Genomic DNA, 21,130 nt, shown 5'->3' with positions numbered 1-21,130 from the left:
GTAGTTACAAATGAAATATTAACAATGAATTATAGAATTATGGAAAAAGTAAAAGAGCCCATTAAGATATGGGCAAAACCCCTCAGGAATGGCAACAAGGCACTTTATCTTAGAAGATATATTGCCGGTTCTCACAGCAAAGGGTATGTTTATGAGAAATTGGATGGTTTGTTTCTCATTGATGACAAGAAGGGCAAAGACAAAATTGCAAAAGAGAGAAACAACAATGCCTTACAAATTGCAGCACTTATCAAGTGCGAGCGAATCAAAGAGTACATGAACGGGATGGTCGGTATCAAAAAGAAAGCTCTCAGGGATATGGCTTTGAAAGACTGGATGCTGACGTATGCTGAGAGGAAGAAAGCGCAAGGGCAAAGTGGAAGCAATGCTGCCACAATCCGTAACACCATGCTACACCTTATTATATATAAGGGAGAGTCTGTCAGAATGAGTCAATTAGACAAAGCCTACTGTGAAGGTTTTGTGATTTATCTTGCCAACGCTATGACCATCGGCTTCGACAAGCCCAAACGAGGGCAGCATCATCAGAAAAAGCTTGCCCAGGGAACAGCCCGACTTTACTTCAATACGTTCGTCACGGCATTAAATGAAGCAGTGCGTGAGGGAATCATTGCCGAGAACCCCACTCGCCTGTTGAAAAAAGAAGAGAAAAAAATCATCTGTAAGAACAACAGCAGTCGTACACATCTGAGCGTTGAAGAGGTCAAGACCCTAATAAACACCCCCTGCAAAAACACATCCGTAAAAGAGGCTTTCCTTTTTGCTTGCTTTTGCGGTTTAAGAATCAGTGACATCAAGACGCTCAAATGGTCGGACGTAAAGAAAGAGACGGAAGGCATCTGCATCAGTAAGAAAATGATAAAGACTAAACAGGTAGTGACCGTGCCTTTGTCGGGAAGTGCTCTGGCATGGATGCCCAGTAAAGGAAATGCAAAACCAGAGGATTTTGTATTCAAACTGCCTTCTTACATTTCTGTCAACTGCCAGATAAAGCAATGGGCTAAAACCGCAGGGTTAGAGAAGAAAACAACTTTTCACACGGCTCGCCATACATTTGCCACCACATTACTTACCATGGGAGCCGACCTATATACAACAAGCAAGTTGTTGGGACACCAAAACATCAAAACAACACAGGTATATGCCGAAATCGTAAACAAGAAAAAGATAGAAACGATTCATTTGTTAGACAGAATTTAGGTACAGGATTAGGTACGTCATCTTCCGAAAGCCGAAGCAGACAAAGCATTTTACACATTTAAAGATCAAACAAAATGATGAGATGAGCTATACCACCTTATAATATTTTTTAACCGAGCGGACTAATAACTAACGGCTAAAGGGAAATAAGCGTGGAATAAAAACCGACTAACAACAACATGCATATATTAACTAAAAATTAAACAGAATGATGAAGCAGGTAAAAATTAAATTGCCTCTTAGGATGTTGACCCTCGCAAGCGGTCTTCTCCTGACAGCAAGTTCCTTTGCGCAGTCAAATGCCATTAAGGGACAAGTGAAAGATGCTTCTGGTGAGCCTGTCATGGGTGCTACCATTACAGTCAACGGTAAGGCAGTAGGCATTACCGACATGGATGGTAACTTCTCTGTCGACGCAGCTCCCGGTACTAAGCTAACCTTTACCTATTTGGGTATGACCCCAAAGACAGTACAAGCAAGCAAGAACATGATCATCACGATGATCGACGACTCTAAGTCATTGAACGAGGTCGTTGTCATCGGTTATGGTCGTGCTAAGAAAAACGACTTGACGGGTTCTGTCACAGCCATCAAGCCAGACGAGATGTCAAAGGGTATCACAAGCAGTGCCTCAGATATGTTGGTAGGTAAGATTGCCGGTGTGGACGTATTGACTGAAGGTGGTAAACCTGGTGCAGGTGCTCAGATTCGCATCCGTGGCGGTGCCTCTCTGAATGCTACCAACGAGCCTCTCTATGTGGTTGATGGTTTGGCTATTGACAACAATGGTGTGAGTGGTATGAGTAACCCTTTGGCGATGATTAACCCTAACGATATCGAGAGCTTTACTGTATTGAAGGATGCTTCTGCAACAGCCATCTATGGTTCTCGTGCTTCTAATGGTGTCATCATCATCACCACCAAGAAGGGACGTGCAGGTCAGAGACCTACCGTTACCTACAATGGCGATATCACTGTATCTACCATCCAGAAGAAATACGAGGTACTGAATGCCAGTGAGTTCAAGCAGGCAGCAACCTCTTTGGGCTTCGATACAAGCGCAATGGGTACAGCCGACACTGATTGGCAGGACGAGATTTTCCGCACCTCTGTCTCTACCAAACACAGCCTCAGTATCCAGGGCGGCTTGAAGGATATGCCTTACCGCATTGGTTTAGGTTTCGAAGACAACAACGGTATTCTCAAAAACAGTTGGATGAAGCGTTTCAATACATCAATTAATGTAGCTCCTTCCTTCCTTGACAAGCATTTGAACTTCAACTTTACAGCGAAGTATATGTTTGAAAAGAACCGCTATGTAGATGACTCGTCAGCCATCAACAACGCGCTCAAGATGGATCCTACACAACCTGTTTACGGAGATGGAGACAAATACAAATTCTTTGGTGGATACTTCCAATATGCGCAGGATAAATCCACTTCGATTTCCGATCCTAACTGGATGTATCTTCCTGCCGGTAGTGTTCCACAGAACCCTGTAGCTATCCTTAATCAAAACAAGCATATTGCAAAGGCTCATGACATTTCTTCAAACTTAGAGGTAGACTATAAAATTCATGGCTTTGAAGACTTGAATTTGCATGCAGCCATAGGAGCCCACTATATGGATGGCAAACAAAATGATAACATTTCTAAATATTCTGTTATCACCGAAAACAACTATTTTGGCTGGTATGGTACCAATCATGCCTATAAATACAATATAGAAGGAAAAGCTTATGCAGAATATGCCCATAAGTTTGGTGTTCACGACATCGACATCATGGCAGGTGCTGAGCAAAGCCACTATCACAGTACAGGCTATAATTTCGGAAGCGGTATCGATGAGTACTTGAGAGACAACAATCCACAGATGGTAGATGGAGAATGGAACTATGTACATAGCCCACAGTACATGAAGAATACTATAGGAAAGAGCCACAACTCTTTAGTTTCTTACTTTGGACGTCTCAACTACAACTTGTTGGATCGTTATTTGCTTACAGCTACATACCGTGCCGATGGTTCTTCTCGTTTCAGAAATGGCAAGAAGTGGGGTTACTTCCCTGCAGCAGCCTTTGCCTGGAAGATCAACAACGAACCATTCATGAAGAACGTAACATGGATTGACGAATTGAAACTCCGTTTGGGTTGGGGTAAAACTGGTCAGCAGGATGTTGGTAAAGACTTCTACTATACTCCAGCATATACCGTCGGCAACCCTTATGCACAGTATCCGTTTGGCGATACATATTATGAGACCATGCGCCCAGGAGCATACAATGCCGATTTGACATGGGAAAAGACTACAACCTACAATGCCGGTCTTGATTTCACCGCTCTTAATGGCCGCTTCGGTGTGAATGTAGAGGGTTATTATCGTAAGACCACTGACCTTATATCAGTAGTAGACATTGCCGGAGGTACCAACTTTAGCAACCGTCTCCTTAAGAACATCGGTTCTTTGGAAAACTATGGTGTGGAATTGGCATTTGATGTCAAGCCTATCGTTACCAAGGATTTTATGTGGGATGTAACCTACAACGTAGGATGGAACCACAACGAAGTCACCGAGTTGGACGCAGGTCAGCATGACTACGTTTGGCTTGATAAAACAGCAACTCGTGGTATGGGCTCAACAAAGCTTATGATTAACAAAGTTGGCGAACCTGCTAATTCTTTCTATGTATGGCAGCAGGTTTACGATGAGAACGGCAAGCCCATTGAGGGTCTGTATGTTGACCGCAACGCAGATGGCAAAATTGATGAGGACGACCGTTATTGCTACAAGAGCCCTGCTCCTGATGTCATCATGGGTCTCACCACCAAGTTCATCTATAAGAACTGGGATTTCAGTGCAGCCTTCCATGCATCTATCGGCAACTATGTGTACTACGATTTCTTGAGCGATAAGGCTAATTTGAGTTTGATATGGGAAAAAGGTGCTTTCACTAATACAACAGCAGATGCCGTCAATCTTGGTTTTTGGGGTAAAACTCTCAACCCGACTCAGCAAAGTGACTATTTCGTGCGCAATGCTTCTTACTTGAAGTGTACCAACATGACATTGGGTTATAGTTTCCCTGCATTGATCAAGGCTGGTTCCGAGAAGATTTGCAGCGGACGAATCTATTTCACCGTTCAGAACCCATTCATCATTACCAAGTACAAGGGTATTGACCCAGAAATCCAGGGTGGTATCGATAATGGTCGTTACCCACGTCCTATCAGCTTCCAGCTTGGTTTGAATCTTAACTTCTAAAATATTAAAAAGGAGATAATTATGAAAAAGATATTTATAAAGACTGCAATGGCAAGTATGTTGTGCATGGGCTTTGTCTCTTGTGCTGACGAACTGAATATCAAGTCCATTGATCCACAGTCTTCCCCAACATATACCGTACAGGGCCTTTTGGCCAAGCAGTATGCTACTCTTGGTCTAACCGGTCAGAAAGGTCCTGATGGATCTTCAGACTTTTCTACTGGAGACCCCGAGGGTGAATACGGATTTATCCGTACAGTATTCAACCTGCAAGAGTTGATGACAGACGAAACAGCATGGGCATGGCAGGAAAATCCAGGCATCACTCCTATTACCAGCATGAGTTGGACCAAGGATAATGTGCGTGTAGACTATGCATACCAGCGCCTCATTTTTAATGTAACCTTATACAACCAGTTTATTTCAGAGCAGACTGGTAGTCTGAGCGAGGACAAGATCGCAGAAGTTCGTTTCCTTCGTGCGCTAAACTACTATTATTTCCTCGACCTGTTTCGCAAGGCTCCTTTCAAGGACACCTTCGACAACAATCTCCCTATCGAGAAAAGTGGCAAGGATCTCTACGAATGGTTGGATAATGAGTTGACCACCATCGAGCCTCTGATGGCTGAGGTAGGTGCCTATAATACTGCCAAGGACTTCGGACGTGCCGACCGTGGTGCAGCATACGCGCTTCATGCCCGCTTGGCTCTTAACTCTGAAGTTTATACCGATGGTCAGGTAAAGGACTACCAGAAGGCTATTCATTATTGCGACGAGATTATCAACAGCGGTAAATACGATCTTTCTCGTGAAAAAAAGAATGGCTATAGCGGTTATCAGCAGTTGTTTATGGGCGACAATGACTGCAACCCAGAGGCTATGCAGGAAATCATCTTCCCTATCCGTCAGGATGGTGTGAAAACTGAGTCGTATGCAGGAACTTCATACCTCATAAATGCTTGTAATAAAGCAGGTATGCCTTATGCAAGCACAAGTGACCCTTGGAGTTGTCTGTTTGCCCGTGTAGACTTGGTGAAGAAGTTCTTCCCCAACGGGGATATTCCTATGGCTGCTAAAGAAGATATCCCTGAAAATGCAACACAAGAGAAGATTATAGCAAAAGATAATGAGAAGGGTATCAGTACAGCCGATGTCGTAGCAAAGGCTAAGGACGACCGCGCCCTGTTCTATATGGGTGTCGGTGGCTGCGATGGCAAAGTACGTACTCTTGTACCAGGCGAAGCCATCAATGACTTCATGAATGGTGCGTCTATCGTAAAGTGGAGCAACATCCATGCAGACGGTTCAGTACAGCATCATCAGAAATTTTCAGACACAGACTTCCCTGTGTTCCGCTTGGCAGAAATCTATCTGACCCGTGCCGAGGCTAAGTACCGCCTCAACGGCAGTCAGGAAGGTTTGGCTGACATCCAGTATGTTCAGGGTCGTGCCAATCGTCCGGTGGACCAGCAAGCTACATCAGTAGACGAGAAGACTCTTATCGATGAATGGTGCCGTGAGTTCTATATGGAAGGCCGCCGTCGTTCTGATTTGGTTCGCTTTGGCTTGTTCACAGGTTCTAAATATCTCTGGAGCTTCAAGGGTGGTGTAGAAAAAGGTTCAGGTATTGAGTCCTTTTACGATATCTATCCTATTCCAGGCAAAGAGATTCAGAACAATCCTAACTTGCATCAGAACCCTAAATATTAAGTGTTAGGAACCCAGATTTAATTTTAAATAGAAATCAATTATGAAAAAAATATTCAAATTCATGTTGCTGCCGGCATTGGTACTCCCTTTGCTCTTCACATCTTGTGATGAAGACAGAGACAGCAACCCTAAATTGGACTTGAGTCATGTTGCGGATGGATTTGTATTGAATACTCCTGCTCTTGCAGAAAACAATACTTATGATCTGAAAAGTGCTAAATCACTGAAACTGACATGCTCTCAGCCGAACTATGGTGGAATTCCTTACGTAGTCAGATATTATGTACAAGTATCTATCGACCCGAAATTCATCAGCGATCCTACTGCCACTCATACTGAGTTGGCCACATCTTATAAAACTGCCGAAATGGAAGTTAATGCCTCTGAAGTAAACGATGCAGTGGTAGCTCTTTTCCAGGCTGCTAATCCTGACACAAGTGTACCTGATGAAATGTCAATTTATATCCGCCTTCGTGCAGTCATTGATATCACAGCAGATTCTAACTTGGGCGAGACCTATTCAAATGTCATTACCCTGCCTTCTGTCAAGGCTGCTTACGAGGCTCCTGATGCTAAGTTCACTGATAATCTCTACTTGATAGGTAGCTCTATCCAGACTCCATGGCAGAGTTGGAAAGCTATTCCTAAGGTCTTTGGTTTGGAAGGTAACTACTATGGTGTAATCTACTTGCCAGCTGGTGGTGAGTTCAAGTGGGGTACAGAAAACAATGACTATCGCGGCATCAACCGTCTTAAGGAAATCAACGATGAAGCTGGTGCAGGTATCTCTGCAGGTGAGGAGCAAAACATCAAGGTAGCCAACGCAGGTTGGTACACTCTCTTGTTCAAAGGCAAGATTACAGAAGACAAGAAGAACATCGAGTGGACACTATCTGTTTACCCAACAAAGGTTTACATCTTAGGTGGTAGTGTCGAGATGACTGGTACTTGGGCATTTGATGACGCTTATGCTCTGACAGCTCCAGCAGATAAGAATGGCAAATGGGTTTCTCCAGCATTCACTGCCAGCGCAGAGCTTCGCGCAGCTGTCAAGGTGGGCGATTTGGACTGGTATAGAACAGAATTCACCGTTTACAAAGGCAACTTATTCTGGCGTAGATATGATATCGTAAACAGCTGGACTGAGACTGAGGGCGCAGATTACTCTGTAACAACCCAAGTTGGACAGAAGTTGTATATCGACTTTGATAATTACACAGCAGAAGTTAAATAATTAAGACCAAAGCACAATGAAAAAAACATTTTTATATAGCTTAGCAGTCTTGGCAAGTGTTACACTTGCCAGCTGCAACGGCGACTACGATGATTGGGCTAATCCTCAGACCAATCCACAGGAGGCCTCAGCTGCCAAATACGGAATTACTTTCGCAGCAGGTACTGAAGCAGAATGTAATATGCCAGACGAAGACGGAGTCATCAACCTCGTTACAGTCAACTCAACAGATGCTGATGTTACAGGTTATACACTGAAAGACTTGAAAGTGAACGGTGAAGCTATCAAAGGCGAAATCATTGGCAACAACATTCAGGTAAATGCAACCGAATTGGAGAAGATTCTCTGCAAACAGAATAAAACTCGCGCCAGCGTTGCAAGTAACATCAAAGTTGAGTCAAAGGTTTCTGTCAATTTGGCTTCAGGCGATGCTGTTGCCATCAACACAGTAGGTGAAACTACAGGTAAGATTACAACATCCCCAACTCCTGCTATCGACGAAAAGGGCTACTACATGCTTGGCGAGGTAAACGGAAATGACTGGGATCAAAAACATCCTGTATGGATGACCAAAATGTCTGATGGTGTTTACCAGCTCAAGGTCACCACAAAGAAAGACAAGAACTACTTCAAGTTCTATGAAGGCAGCAAGTGGGATGAAAGTGGTAACTGGGATGTAATCAACACAGGTGTCATGGGTTGCGAGAAAGACGGTAGCGAAGATGCTTCTGGTACAATCTATTATACTGGCGACAGCTGGGGTACTCCACAGACCATGGTTATCGCAGGTAAGGGCACATGGATTGTAACTCTCGACATGAACAACCTGTCTTACTCTGTAGGCAAGCCTATCCTCTATATGGCAGGTGATGCTAATGGCTGGGCAACAAATGACTATCTCGCAGGTGAAGATGGTGTAAAATTCACTGGTTACATGTACCTGAACCAGAATGGTTTCAAGTTCTGTACTCAGCCAGAGTGGAAGGGCACCAACTATGGCGCAGACTTCAATACTGCTCCTGATGCTCTTAACATCACAATTACAGAGCCTGCAGGTTACTATCAGGTAGATGTTGACTTATCTGAGAAGACTTACACTCTGACTCCTATTACATCTATTGGAATCATTGGTAGTGCATCACCTAAAGGTTGGGATTCAGACGTAGATATGACTTACGTTCCTTACAATAAGGATACCAAGGAAGTTAATGGCTACTGGGAAGTTAAGAACATCACATTGAGTGCTGGTGAAATCAAGTTCCGTGCCAACGACGATTGGGCCATCAGTTGGGGTGGAGAGTTAGATAACCTCACAACAAAGAATGGTGGAAACATCACTGTAGAAGCAGGTACTTACGACATCAAGCTTTATGCTTGGGCAGAAGGCTTTGCTAAATGTGTGCTGACTAAGAAGTAAGCATTTGCTTCATCAAATAAACTTAAAATTAATAGGCGGCTCTCAATTCCGGGAGTCGCCTATTTTTTTCGTTCTCCTCCCCCTTTTCAAGTATTTTTTCCCTAAAACCTTGGAAGTTACGAGGAAAAGTCGTATCCTTGCCCATAAATAGCTCTAAAAAAGGAATTATGGGACATCAAGAAGATATTGTAAAAACTGAAAGTAAAATCATTGTCATCAGGGATACGCAAGTTATCCTTGACAGAGATGTTGCGGAATTGTATGGAGTAGAAACCAGAGAAATCAACCAAGCACTAAGAAACAACCCTAAAAAGTTTCCTCCAGGTTATGTTATTGAGTTGAATAACAACGAGAAAGAAGAACTCATCAAAAATTTTGATCGGTTCAAAAAACTCAAACATTCCACTGTTGCACCTCACGCATTTACTGAACAAGGACTTTATATGCTTGCCACTATTCTGAAAGGTGATTTAGCCATCAGCACTACCATTGCCATCATTGATACATTTACCAAACTTCGCAAATTGGCAAGAACCATCGACAAGGTGAACGAAGATGCTAAGGAGCATGGTATTTATCCGGACAAGAACACAGAGGACAAGATACAGACTGCCATGAACGAAGTCTTCGCCGACAACTTGCCACTGAAAATGCGCAAGCTTACCTTTGGTGTGAACCTGGGAATCCTCAAATTCTCTTTGGAAACAACAAGGGAATCCAAAGAATAAAAGAAAGAAAAAGGCGGTTTCTATTCAGAAACCGCCTTTTTGTATGCCCTGCATTCTTTCGACCTGTACGGTTGGCACGCCCTGAAGGGTAGGGTGTGTGGGGCAAAACTTAAGTAAAAAAGCAATACGCCAATAACAGGAGTTTATCGCTTTTCGCCTCCTGAAACAACATGATTCTGAACTGAGGTCATGACAGATACTATGAATTTGCACTGTAAATGCAAACGTTTGCGCAAGTCGTTTGCTTGATTTAGGTCAAGAAAAGATTGTCACTACAAAAGAAAATCATAACTTTACCACCGAAAACAAAAAACAAGAAGTATATGAAGAAAATTTACTTGACACTTATTGCACTCTTAGCAGTAATCAGTGCTTCGGCACAGGGATGGCCGGCAAACTATAATGGAGTCATGCTGCAGGGCTTCTCTTGGAATGCATACGAGGCTGCACAATGGAAAGCTCTTGAGGCTCAGACTACAGAGTTCAAAGGATTCATCGACCTCGTATGGGTTCCTCAGAGCGGAAAATGTGCTGAAACCGTACAGGTAATGGGCTATAAACCCTATTACTATTTCAACCACAACTCCAGTTTCGGAACAGAAGACGAGTTGCGTTCCATGATCAAGACTTTTAAGAACAATGGTATCGGAACCATTGCCGATGTAGTCATCAACCACCGCAATACCGAGGGTTGGTTCACTTTCCCTGCAGAGACATACAATGGAGTGACCTACCAGATGCTGCCTACCGACATCTGCAAAAACGACGATGGTGGCAAAACGGCAACACAAGCTCAAAAAGAAGGTGTCAGCCTCAGCAACAACAACGATGAAGGCTCTGACTTTGGTGACTGCCGCGACTTGGACCACAAGAGCGCAAACGTACAGAAAGTGGTAAAGGCTTACTTGAAATTCTTGAAAGAAGACCTTGGCTACATCGGCTTCCGCTACGACATGGTAAAAGGTTTCAACGCGAGCCATGTGGGCGACTACAACACAGCAACAGGTATTCAGTACTCCGTAGGCGAGTATTGGGATGGTGTAGGCAATATCAAGAACTGGATCAACAATACAGGCAAGAAGAGCGGTGCCTTCGACTTCCAATTCCATTACAACATGACCGATGCTATCAGAAGCAACAACTGGACAAAACTGAACAACAGCAGTCTGATGTCTGATGCTTCCTATCGCCGTTATGCCATAACCTTCGTAGAAAACCACGACATACAGGTACGCGAGGACAATAGCAACGAGGGAAGCAAAGACCCTATCCCTACAGCATATATTCCTGCTGCCAACGCATTCCTCATTGCCATGCCTGGTACTCCTTGTATCTTCCAGCCTCACTGGAAAGCATACGAGCATGAACTGAAGAGCATGATAGAAGCCCGCAAATTAGTAGGTATCACCAACACAAGTTCTTATAGCAAATATGCCAGCAACACACAGTATTTTGCTAATGCAGTAAATGGTACTAATGGTCGCAAGTTGTTGGTGGTTGTAGGTATTCCAAGCATGATGACTACCCTATCAAAGACTGAGTACACCCGCATCCTCTCTGGCAAAAACTACATGTACTATCTGTCAAACAACTCAGAGACCGCATGGGCAGACAAGGCTTCTGGCGAATACGAGGAGGGCTTCAAAGTGGCTCTTACTGCAGTAAGCAAGAGCACCTCTGCCAAGTTAGTTTACACCACCAATGGCAGCGACCCTACAGCCAGCAGCACTCAGGCAACAAGCGGTACATCTATCGACATCAGCAGTTCATGCACTCTGAAGGTGGGTCTGCTCATCAATGGTACTGTAAGCGGTATTCGCACTTATAAGTATAGCATCAAGCGTTTCGAGCCTTACAACATTACCGTATATGTCAATACTGATGGTACAGACTGGAAGAAGGTGAACTTCTACTATTGGGGTAACACTGATGATAAACTTAAATGGCCTGGAACCACCATTACACAGACCAAGATGATTGATGGCAAGAACTGGTATTATAAGGACTTCACCATTACCCAAAAAGATGGAATGCTCAACTTTGTTTTCTGTGAGCCTAACGATGCAGGAACAAAAGAGAAAACGCAGTCACTCGACGTTACTGGAGTCAACTCAACTATCTTCGTCAAAGTGGGTCCTGGTAAGAGTAATGGTAAGTATGTTGTTACGAATGTCACTAAAGACATAAATACAGGTATCGACTTGCCTACAACAGAAAACGCAGGCAGCTACACCGATCATGCTTGGTACACACTCAGTGGTATGAAGATGAACCAAAAGCCCAACCAGGCTGGCATCTATATCCACCATGGCAAAAAGGTAGTTATCAAGTAAATAAAAAACCTAACATATAATTCATCTATTCAACTGGCGGCTCACGGTATGCGAGGGTCGCCAGTTTTTCGTTTAGAGTAAAATAGCCGAGAAAGAAGAAATATCATTTTTTCGGTAAAACATTTGGAAGCAAAAGAGAAAAAATGTATCTTTGCATAAGATATCTTGCACTCGGCAATCTGAAAACAAGTTTTCAATGCGCTCGTTGGTGACATCTTTGCATAAGATATTCTGCACTCGGCAATCTGAAAACAAGTTTTCAATGCGCTCGTTGGTGCTATCTTTGCAAAAGATATTCCGCACTCGGCAATTATCATTTAAACAAAAAGGAGGTTTTATTATGGCAGAACTGAGAGATAGATACATCCGTTTCGACTGGGCAATCAAAAGATTACTCCGTCAGAAAGCTAATTTTGACGTTTTGGAAGGATTCCTTACCGTATTTCTGAATGAAAAAGTAAAAATCATAGAAATACTGGAAAGTGAAAGTAATCAGCAGAAAGAAGATGATAAGTTCAACCGCGTTGATATAAAAGCCAGAAACAGCAAGGGAGAAATTATCATTGTGGAAATACAAAACACAAGTGAGTTATACTACTTAGAGCGAGTTCTTTATGGAGTAGCAAAAGCTATTACTGAGCATATCAACCTCGGCAACAGCTATAAGGAGGTGAAAAAGGTATATTCTATCAGCATCTTGTACTTCGATCTCGGAAAAGGTTCTGACTACATCTATATCGGACAGAACAATTTTACAGGTCTGCACACGAAAGACCAGCTCGTGATAAGTGCCAAGGAAAAGAACAATATCGTAAGAAAATCACCTTCTGAGATTTTCCCCACCTATATCCTTGTGCGTGTCAACGAGTTCAATAAAGTGGCAAAATCACCATTGGAAGAATGGGTAAACTATCTGAAGAATGGCGTTATCTCTCCAGACACTAAAGCTCCAGGTCTGCAAGAGGCTCGCGAGAAGCTAAAATACTACGAGATGTCGGATGCAGAACGTCACGCATACGACGAGCATATCAATGCCATCATGATTCAGAATGACGTACTCGGCAATGCTAAATTAGAAGGATTGGCTGAGGGAAGAGCTGAAGGAAGAGCTGAGGGAAGAGCTGAAGAGAAAAAAGCAATAGCCCGCAACCTGCTTTCACAGAACATTCCTTTGGAAATTATTTCCCAAGCCACAGGACTGAGCATAGAAGACATTCGGTTATGTCACCCTCACTCTTGAAGAGGAAATATTCAACTGTTGTTGGTGCGCTCTATTCTGAGCACCTGGTCGCAATAGTCGACCACAGCAGGACGATGGGTAATGAAGATAATGGTCTTGTCGTGAGAAGACAGGATGTTCTGCAATAGCTGGCGCTCAGTTTCTGGGTCAAGGGCACTCGTAGCCTCATCAAAAAGCATGATGCTGCGATTGCGCAACAGACTTCGGGCTATGGCAATACGCTGTGCCTGTCCTTCACTCAGTCCTCCTCCCTGTTCGCTGCAAAGAGTATCCAAGCCTGCAGGCAACTCCATCACAAAGTCGGCGCAACTCTTATGCAGAGCCTCAACCATCTCCTCATCAGTAGCATCGAGCTTACCCAACCGCAGATTGTCGCGGATAGTTCCGCTCATCAGCGTGTTGCCCTGAGGCACATAAACAAAGTTGCATCGATGAAGCGGAGTGAGCGTCTGACTCTTCACCTTATTATATATAGAGAGCTGACCTTGCTGCGGACGAAGCAGAGCCAGGATAAGGCGAACAAGAGTTGTCTTGCCGGCACCTGTCTCACCCAAGATAGCAGTACAGCTGCCTGGTGTGAAATCGAAATCGAGCTGATGAATGACATTGCGGGCATCGGAAGCTGAGTCGTCCTCAGACTGCTCTGCCTTGTAGGCATAACTCACTCCCTCAAGGCGAATGCCGCAAGGCGAGTCTATCTCTATTGGCTCACCCTGTTCCTCCAATGGATTTTCCTCCAACTCCATGAGTCGTTCGGCAGCAGTAAACACCCCCACAAAGGCAGGAACCAGCTTGGCAAGGTTGCGTGCCGGACCCTGTATCTTGTTGACAAGCTGCAGAAAGGCAGTCATGCCGCCAAAGGTAAGCGAGCCTGCACTCATGCGCACGGCAGCCCAAAGGAATGCCACCAGATAGCCCAAGGCAAAGCCAAAGTTAAGAACCAAGTTGCTGAACACGCTAAATATGGTCTTACGCACCACTTTGGAGCGAAGCTCGCACTGGGTGTTCTCCAACCGTTCCACCATGACGCTGTTACTCTCCAAGGTCTTGATAAGCATGCGGTGCTGGATGGTTTCCTGCAGCACACTCTGAACCTTACTGTCGGAATCGCGCACCTGACGGGTCAGGAATCGCATCTTGCCCATATACACCTTGCTGAAAGCCAGGAAGATGGGAATCATAACGACGATGACTACCGACAAGAGCTTATCCATGGAGAAGAGATAGAAGAAGGCGCTGAGGAAAAGCGCCAGGACGCTTAAGGTACTTGGAATAGTCTCGGTAAGGAAGCCTACCACTTGCGACACATCCCCCTCAAGCCTGTTGAGCACATCACCCGAATGAAGGCGCTCCCTGCCCTGCCACTCCGAGCGAAGGATGCGGTCGAGCATACGTTGCTGCATACGGTTCTGCGCCTTGATGCCCAGGAGGTTTCTTATCCAGATGCCAGAGATGTTGAGTGCGAAATCGCATAATATCAGTCCACCCATCAATGCCACAGCCCAATAGATATTGCCCTGCACGGCATGCGAAGCCACATCGATGGCATGCTTCACCGCCCACACCTGTCCTAAACTGACAGCAACAGACAGCAAGCCGACAACAGCATTGAGCGTAGCCTGCAAACGGTTGCCACGCCAGGAACGCCAAAGCCACTTGAGCAGGGTCTTGGCATCATACTTGAACTTGGGAACCTTGATTATCTTCATCCATCTCTTCATTTGAATTCTTCACGCTTCGTTCTTCATTCTTCACTCTTCACTTAAATTCATCTTCCTCTCTGATCGGCACCCCACATCAACTTCTCTCTCAGAGTGGAGAAGTATCGCTGGTTGCGCTGTTTTACTATTTTAATGGTATGGGCAGCCTTGCGGATAACGAGACGTGTGCCTTCAGTCATTCGCTCACTGCGTCCGTCGATGGCAACAAGGTAGTTGTGGCTACGGCTCTCCACATCGAGTGTTATCTCTGCCGTATCATTAATGACGACGGGACGAATATTTAAACTATGAGGAGCCACGGGCGTGAGACACAGGCTGCTGCTCTGGGGAATGATGATAGGTCCGCCATTCGACAGGTTGTAGGCTGTAGAGCCCGTAGAAGTGGTCACGATCAGTCCGTCAGCCTGGTAGTTAACCAGAAACTCTCCATCCACCTGCGTGCGAATAGAAATCATGGACGCATCGTCACGCTTCAGTACGGCAATATCGTTAAGGGCAAAAGGATTGCCTGCCAAGACACCTCCCTCTGCCTCTACCTGAATGACGACATGTTCCTCTATCTGGCACTCACCGGCATACAAACTGTCCAAGGCTGCCTCCACCTCGCCAGGCAACACATCAGCCAGGAAGCCCAGTCGCCCCATATTGACACCGATGATGGGTGTTCCCTTGGCTCCCACTCTGCTGGCAGCCTTGAGGAAGGTGCCGTCGCCACCCATGGAGATGACATAATCCACATCGAAGTTGTAATCCTCGAACACTCCTGCCGCCTTCACATCGATGTGCTGACTGCGGGTGAGAAACTCGTAATAGGCATTCTCCACATAGATTTCGGCGCCTTTCTGCGCTAAATAGTCCAGGATCTTCTCTATCGAAGTAGACTTCTTGGCCTGGTACTCATTGCCAAATATCGCAAATTTCAATGGTTGTCGTGTCATTTATTTTGCTGTTTCAATTATTATTCTTACTTTTGCAAAGGTAATAATATAAATCGAATAATCAGACAAAAAGAACATAAAATTATGGCAAAGGTATACGAATTTCTTGCCAATGGCTTCGAGGAAATCGAAGGTTTGGCTCCGGTAGACATACTTCGCAGAGGTGGTGTAGACATCAAGACCGTAAGCATTACGGGCAGCGAATGGGTAGAAACTTCTCATGGCGTAACGCTGAAAGCCGACATGCGCTTTGAGGATGTTCAGGACTTTGGCGATGCCGACATGCTCCTTCTTCCAGGAGGAATGCCAGGCAGCACTCATCTCAACGAGCACGAGGGCGTGCGACAGGCGCTCATCGCTCATCACAAGGCCGGCAAGCGCATAGGTGCCATCTGTGCTGCCCCTATGGTATTGGCAAGCACGGGCATCCTCAACGGCAAGAAGGCTACCTGCTATCCTGGTTTTGAACAATACTTTGCTGCCGACACCGAGTATACTGGTCATCTGTATGAGGAGGACGGCAACGTGATAACAGGTGAAGGTCCGGCTGCTACCCTGCCCTATGCCTACAAGATATTGAGCTACTTCGTAGGCGACGAGGCTGTGGCAGAACTGCAGAAAGGCATGAGGTACACACACCTGATGAGCAACAAATAATTCTTAACTCTTCACTTAAATTATGGATTACGTAATCATTGTTGCCGGAGGCAAAGGACTGCGCATGGGAACAGAGACGCCCAAGCAGTTTCTGCCTGTAGCCGGCAAGCCCATACTGATGCGCACTATAGAGCGCTTCTACGAATACAACCCCGACATCAACATCATCCTTGTGTTGCCCGAGAGCCAGCAGGAATACTGGCACCAGCTTTGCGAGGAGCATCATTTCGACATCAAGCACCAGATAGCCAATGGTGGCGACACCCGCTTCCAGTCATCAAAGAACGGACTGGCGCTTATTCCCGATGACGCCGACGGAGTGGTGGGAATACACGACGGTGTGCGCCCATTCGTATCAACCTCAGTCATAGACGAATGCTACGAGACCGCCCGCGAGGAATATGCCGCCATACCCGTATATGCTGTGACCGACACACTGCGCTATATAGACCAGCGTGGAGGAGGCAAAAACGTGATGCGCGACGACTATCGTGTGGTACAGACTCCTCAGACTTTCGACATTGCTCTTGCCAAGCAAGCCTTCAATCAGGGTTACAAGGCTCAGTTTACCGACGACGCATCAGTGGTGGAAAGCTTAGGATGCCAGGTGGCTATGGTGGAAGGCAACCGCGAGAATATCAAGATTACAACCCCCTTCGACATCAAGGTGGCAGAAGCCCTATTAGCAGAATAAGAACAAGGGAATTCTTCACTCTTCATTCTTCACTCTTCACTTAAAAAAATGAGTAGTATTTTAGACCAAGACATCATGTACCTGCCTGGCGTAGGTCCTAAGAAGAAAGAGATTCTGAGCAAGGAGCTCGGCATCTGCTCGTATGGTGACTTGCTGGAATACTATCCTTATAAATATGTAGACCGCACCAAGGTGTTCCACATCAGCGAGCTGACACCGGAAATGCCCTTTGTACAGATAAAGGGAAGGATCCTCAGTTTCGAGGAATTCGACATGGGGAAACGCAACAAACGGGTAGTAGCCCACTTCTCCGACGGATTCGGAGTGGCTGACTTAGTTTGGTTTCGCGGCGCACAATACATCTACAAGACTTACAAGACCGATACCGAATACATTGTTTTCGGCAAGCCAACGCTTTATGGCGGACGTTTCCAGTTTGCTCACCCCGATATCGATGACGCACAGTCGCTGCAACTCTCCGACATGGGCATGCAGCCCTACTATGGCACCACCGAGAAGATGAAAAAGATGGGGCTTACATCGCGCGCCATAGAGAAGATAGCCAAGGCGCTGATAGAGAAGCTTCCTGCCCTGCCAGAAACCCTGCCCGACTTTATCACCCATCGTCTGCACCTTGTCTCACGCGACGAGGCCTTCCGCAACATACATTATCCACACTCTCATCAGGAACTGCAGAAGGCACAGGTGCGGCTGAAGTTTGAGGAGCTGTTCTACGTGCAACTTAATATATTAAGGTATGCGAGCGACCAGCGACGCAAATACCGGGGATACGTGTTCAACCGTGTGGGAGAGATATTCAACAATTTCTATGCGAACAACCTGCCTTTCAGTCTTACCGGAGCACAAAAGCGGGTGATGCATGAGATACGCGCCGACATGTGCAGCGGCAAACAGATGAACAGACTTCTGCAGGGAGATGTAGGATCGGGCAAGACACTCGTGGCACTGATGACCATGCTCATCGCACTCGACAATGGATTCCAGGCCTGCATGATGGCTCCTACCGAAATCTTGGCTGAACAGCATCTGCAAACCATCAGGGAGTTTCTGAAGGGGATGGACATCAGGGTGGAACTGCTGACGGGCATCGTAAAAGGCAAAAAGCGACAGGCCATACTCGACGCATTGGCTTGCGGAGAGGTGCAGATATTGGTGGGAACTCATGCCATCATAGAAGAAACCGTGCAGTTTGCACACTTAGGACTGGCTGTCATCGACGAACAGCATCGCTTCGGTGTGGCACAAAGAGCCAAGCTATGGAGCAAGAGCCTGAATCCGCCGCATGTATTGGTCATGACGGCAACCCCTATACCACGCACCCTTGCCATGACTATATACGGCGACCTGGATGTAAGTGTCATCGACGAACTGCCGCCTGGCAGAAAACCCATACAGACGCTGCATAAGTTCGACACCCAACTGACCTCACTCTATCAGAGCATCAGACGACAGATCAACATGGGGCGACAGGTCTACATCGTATTTCCGCTCATCAAAGAGAGCGAGAAGAGCGATCTGAAAAACCTGGAAGAAGGCTTCGAGACTCTCAAGGAAGCCTTCCCCGACTACAACCTCAGCAAAGTGCACGGCAAGATGAAACCTGCAGAGAAGGAAACCGAGATGGAGAAGTTTGTGAAGGGTGAAACCCAGATACTCGTTGCCACAACCGTCATCGAGGTAGGCGTCAATGTGCCCAACGCCTCGGTCATGGTGATTCTGGATGCGCAGCGATTCGGACTCTCTCAGCTACACCAGCTCAGAGGACGAGTAGGACGAGGAAGCGACCAAAGCTACTGCATCCTGGTAACCAACTACAAGTTGAGCGAGGATACAAGAAAGCGAATCGACATCATGTGCGACACCAATGATGGATTCCGAATAGCCGAAGCCGACCTGAAGCTTAGAGGCCCTGGCGACCTGGAGGGAACGCAGCAAAGCGGAATAGCCTTCGACCTGAAGATAGCCAACATAGCACGCGATGGTCAACTTGTGCAACTGGCAAGACAGGAGGCGCAAGCTGTTATCGAGGCCGATCCGCAATGCAGTCTTCCCCAGTACGCACCACTATGGTCGAGGCTCAGAGAGCTGAAGAAAACCAACATCAACTGGGCTGCCATCAGTTAGCGGCAGCCCCCTCAACCAGACAACACAGGCTATCAACATCAAGTAAAACAGAAGCAAAAATGGCAATAAAAGAACAAACATCTGAAGGAAACCTCTTCCCCGACATGCCCACCACGCCAGCCACTGTGCCTGCCTCCACACCCAAGAAGCGTGGTCGCAAACCACTGGTTCGCGAGCCAGAGCCACGGCCCGACCTGACCAAGGAGGAAATGAGAGAAAAGCTCATAGGCATCAAAGAGATAGAAAGCGTAACAGGCATCAGATACATCCGACTGCACGTCACCGCCAAGATGATCATCGGCATAAGAGAAAGCTCGGGCAAGGAATTTACCATCAATCTCGATGAACTCTATAAAGCCTATACACAGTGCAACCACTTCACAAGTCCGGAGGTAAAGAAGTACATCTTCATGGGACATTCACCTGCCGTAGCTCTGCTCAGATATCTGAAAAATGGATAAATTACAAAAGAACAGCGATATCCAACAAGAGTAAAAAAAAGGAAAAACGAGAAACAGAAAAAATGTTAAATTCAGCTTTTGCCTTTTCATGCAATAATTATGCCAATTCGCCTATATATAAACTGCATTCGAAAGCTATCCGAGTGAAAACGAGCATGTTAAAGACCGAATAATTTATGTTAATCCATTAGGTTATTTGAATTATTTTTGGTATATTTGCAACGTCTATATAACAAAATCGCATCTTAGAGCACTTTGCATTGCGATTTTCCGTACAGAATTCTTATTGTTCTGTATGCTAAACGACCAACCTAAAAGAGTATTAATTTAGAATTATGAGTTTAAAAAGCAAGATAAGTAAAATCTTTGTAGGAGTATTATTGTCCCTCGCTGCCGTGCCCACTCAGGCTCAAGACCTTCTGGCACGTCAGGCACCGGTAGATCATCGAATGAAGTCGCTCGACACTTTAGCCATCTCTCATTATCGCCAGATGGAAGAGCGCGAGAACCCAGCCAGCGAGCTCTATGAAGATTTCTCCAATAAATACGCTCACAAAGCCACATCGCTGCCTGAGCATTTCCGTATAGACCTTCGTCATTTCTGTATGCCTACCCAGAGCCGCGTGGTAACCAGCAACTTCGGTTATCGTGCGCAATTTGGCCGTAGCCACAAGGGTATGGACATCAAAGTATATATCGGCGACACCATACGTGCTGCCTTCTCAGGAAAAGTACGTATCGTAAGATATGAGAGAGGCGGATATGGCAAATACATCGTTATTCGTCACAACAACGGACTGGAGACTATCTACGGTCACCTTTCTGCACAGCTCGTAGAAGAGAACGAGGAGGTAAGAGCCGGCGAAGTGATAGGACTCGGTGGAAATACCGGTCGAAGCACAGGTTCGCACCTCCACTTTGAGACTCGTCTTTGCGGCGTAGCCCTGAACCCTGCCTTGATGTTCGACTTCCGCAACCAGGACGTAGTGGGCGACTACTATGACTTCAACCGCGACACATACGAGCACGAGGGCATTGCAGCCAACTCGGTTCGTGGAAAAGTGGGCAACGGTGGCTACACACGCGAGCAAGTCAACGGAGGCTCTGTGGGCAGATACGAAGCCAGCGCAAGTGGCGAGAAGCTTTACCACAAGGTTAAGTACGGCGAGACTCTCAACTCTATTGCCGAGAAGCGTGGTGTAAGCGTAGAGAAGATCTGCCGCCTCAATGGTTACAAGAAGGACAAGAAGCTTACTCCTGGACAGATTATCAGATATTCATAATTCTGTCATCATCCGACAGACTGCCCGGCATAACATAGCAAAATAAACTTTCATACAATAAATACAAAAGCAGGAGCTCCCCAATA

Annotated in this window: 15 protein-coding genes; 13 read left to right on the top strand and 2 right to left on the bottom strand. The window is 45.9% G+C overall.

The genetic code is table 11. From position 1 onward, the window contains the following. The first annotated feature begins 39 nt into the window (after positions 1-39). From P3T48_RS00925 to P3T48_RS00890, 8 genes are all read left to right on the top strand, one after another. Positions 40-1,221 carry a site-specific integrase gene (locus P3T48_RS00925; RefSeq protein WP_276505265.1) on the top strand — a complete coding sequence of 394 codons (1,182 nt, stop codon included), beginning with the start codon at positions 40-42 and terminating at the stop codon, positions 1,219-1,221. Between the two features lie 211 nt (positions 1,222-1,432). Further along, entirely contained in the window at positions 1,433-4,483 is a 3,051-nt protein-coding gene (locus P3T48_RS00920) for a SusC/RagA family TonB-linked outer membrane protein (protein WP_276505302.1), read from the top strand. A 21-nt stretch (positions 4,484-4,504) separates the two neighbouring features. Continuing rightward, positions 4,505-6,193 carry a starch-binding outer membrane lipoprotein SusD gene (susD, locus tag P3T48_RS00915; protein WP_276505264.1) on the top strand — a complete coding sequence of 563 codons (1,689 nt, stop codon included), beginning with the start codon at positions 4,505-4,507 and terminating at the stop codon, positions 6,191-6,193. A gap of 40 nt (positions 6,194-6,233) precedes the next feature. Beyond that, positions 6,234-7,427: a SusF/SusE family carbohydrate-binding protein gene (locus tag P3T48_RS00910; RefSeq protein WP_276505263.1), complete on the top strand. Its 1,194-nt coding sequence runs from the start codon at positions 6,234-6,236 to the stop codon at positions 7,425-7,427. 16 nt (positions 7,428-7,443) lie between these two features. After that, entirely contained in the window at positions 7,444-8,844 is a 1,401-nt protein-coding gene (locus P3T48_RS00905) for an Outer membrane protein SusF domain-containing protein (protein ID WP_276505262.1), read from the top strand. A 167-nt stretch (positions 8,845-9,011) separates the two neighbouring features. Next, positions 9,012-9,572, top strand: coding sequence for an ORF6N domain-containing protein (locus tag P3T48_RS00900; RefSeq protein WP_276505261.1), 561 nt, complete (start codon positions 9,012-9,014; stop codon positions 9,570-9,572). 323 nt (positions 9,573-9,895) lie between these two features. Next, positions 9,896-11,905: an alpha-amylase family glycosyl hydrolase gene (locus tag P3T48_RS00895; RefSeq protein ID WP_276505260.1), complete on the top strand. Its 2,010-nt coding sequence runs from the start codon at positions 9,896-9,898 to the stop codon at positions 11,903-11,905. A 340-nt stretch (positions 11,906-12,245) separates the two neighbouring features. Beyond that, positions 12,246-13,145 (top strand): Rpn family recombination-promoting nuclease/putative transposase, encoded by a 900-nt coding sequence (locus tag P3T48_RS00890; RefSeq protein WP_276505259.1) that lies wholly within the window; start codon positions 12,246-12,248, stop codon positions 13,143-13,145. 11 nt (positions 13,146-13,156) lie between these two features. Here P3T48_RS00890 and P3T48_RS00885 read toward each other — a convergent pair whose 3' ends face one another. Beyond that, positions 13,157-14,854, bottom strand: a complete 1,698-nt coding sequence (locus P3T48_RS00885) for an ABC transporter ATP-binding protein (protein WP_276505258.1) — start codon at positions 14,852-14,854, stop codon at positions 13,157-13,159. 59 nt (positions 14,855-14,913) lie between these two features. Further along, positions 14,914-15,804, bottom strand: a complete 891-nt coding sequence (locus tag P3T48_RS00880; RefSeq protein WP_022252140.1) for an NAD kinase — start codon at positions 15,802-15,804, stop codon at positions 14,914-14,916. A gap of 84 nt (positions 15,805-15,888) precedes the next feature. Between P3T48_RS00880 and P3T48_RS00875 the strand changes: the two genes are divergently transcribed. The 5 genes from P3T48_RS00875 (at position 15,889) to P3T48_RS00855 (ending at position 21,044) form a co-directional block, all read left to right on the top strand. Next, positions 15,889-16,461, top strand: coding sequence for a DJ-1 family glyoxalase III (locus P3T48_RS00875; protein WP_276505257.1), 573 nt, complete (start codon positions 15,889-15,891; stop codon positions 16,459-16,461). Positions 16,462-16,483: 22 nt separating this feature from the next. Beyond that, positions 16,484-17,155, top strand: coding sequence for a 2-C-methyl-D-erythritol 4-phosphate cytidylyltransferase (locus P3T48_RS00870; RefSeq protein WP_158462957.1), 672 nt, complete (start codon positions 16,484-16,486; stop codon positions 17,153-17,155). 48 nt (positions 17,156-17,203) lie between these two features. Further along, the gene (recG, locus tag P3T48_RS00865) at positions 17,204-19,300 is read left to right on the top strand and encodes an ATP-dependent DNA helicase RecG (RefSeq protein WP_276505256.1); all 2,097 of its coding nucleotides are present in this window, start codon (positions 17,204-17,206) and stop codon (positions 19,298-19,300) included. A 59-nt stretch (positions 19,301-19,359) separates the two neighbouring features. After that, positions 19,360-19,761: a hypothetical protein gene (locus P3T48_RS00860; protein WP_276505255.1), complete on the top strand. Its 402-nt coding sequence runs from the start codon at positions 19,360-19,362 to the stop codon at positions 19,759-19,761. A 335-nt stretch (positions 19,762-20,096) separates the two neighbouring features. Then, on the top strand, positions 20,097-21,044 hold the full coding sequence (locus P3T48_RS00855; protein ID WP_276505254.1) for a M23 family metallopeptidase: 948 nt from the start codon (positions 20,097-20,099) through the stop codon (positions 21,042-21,044). The last annotated feature ends 86 nt before the right edge of the window (positions 21,045-21,130 follow it).

The organism is Segatella intestinalis (assembly GCF_029348455.1).
Lineage (GTDB): Bacteria > Bacteroidota > Bacteroidia > Bacteroidales > Bacteroidaceae > Prevotella.
Note: the sequence above shows the minus strand (reverse complement) of the source record. Positions and strands in the feature narration are given on the sequence as shown.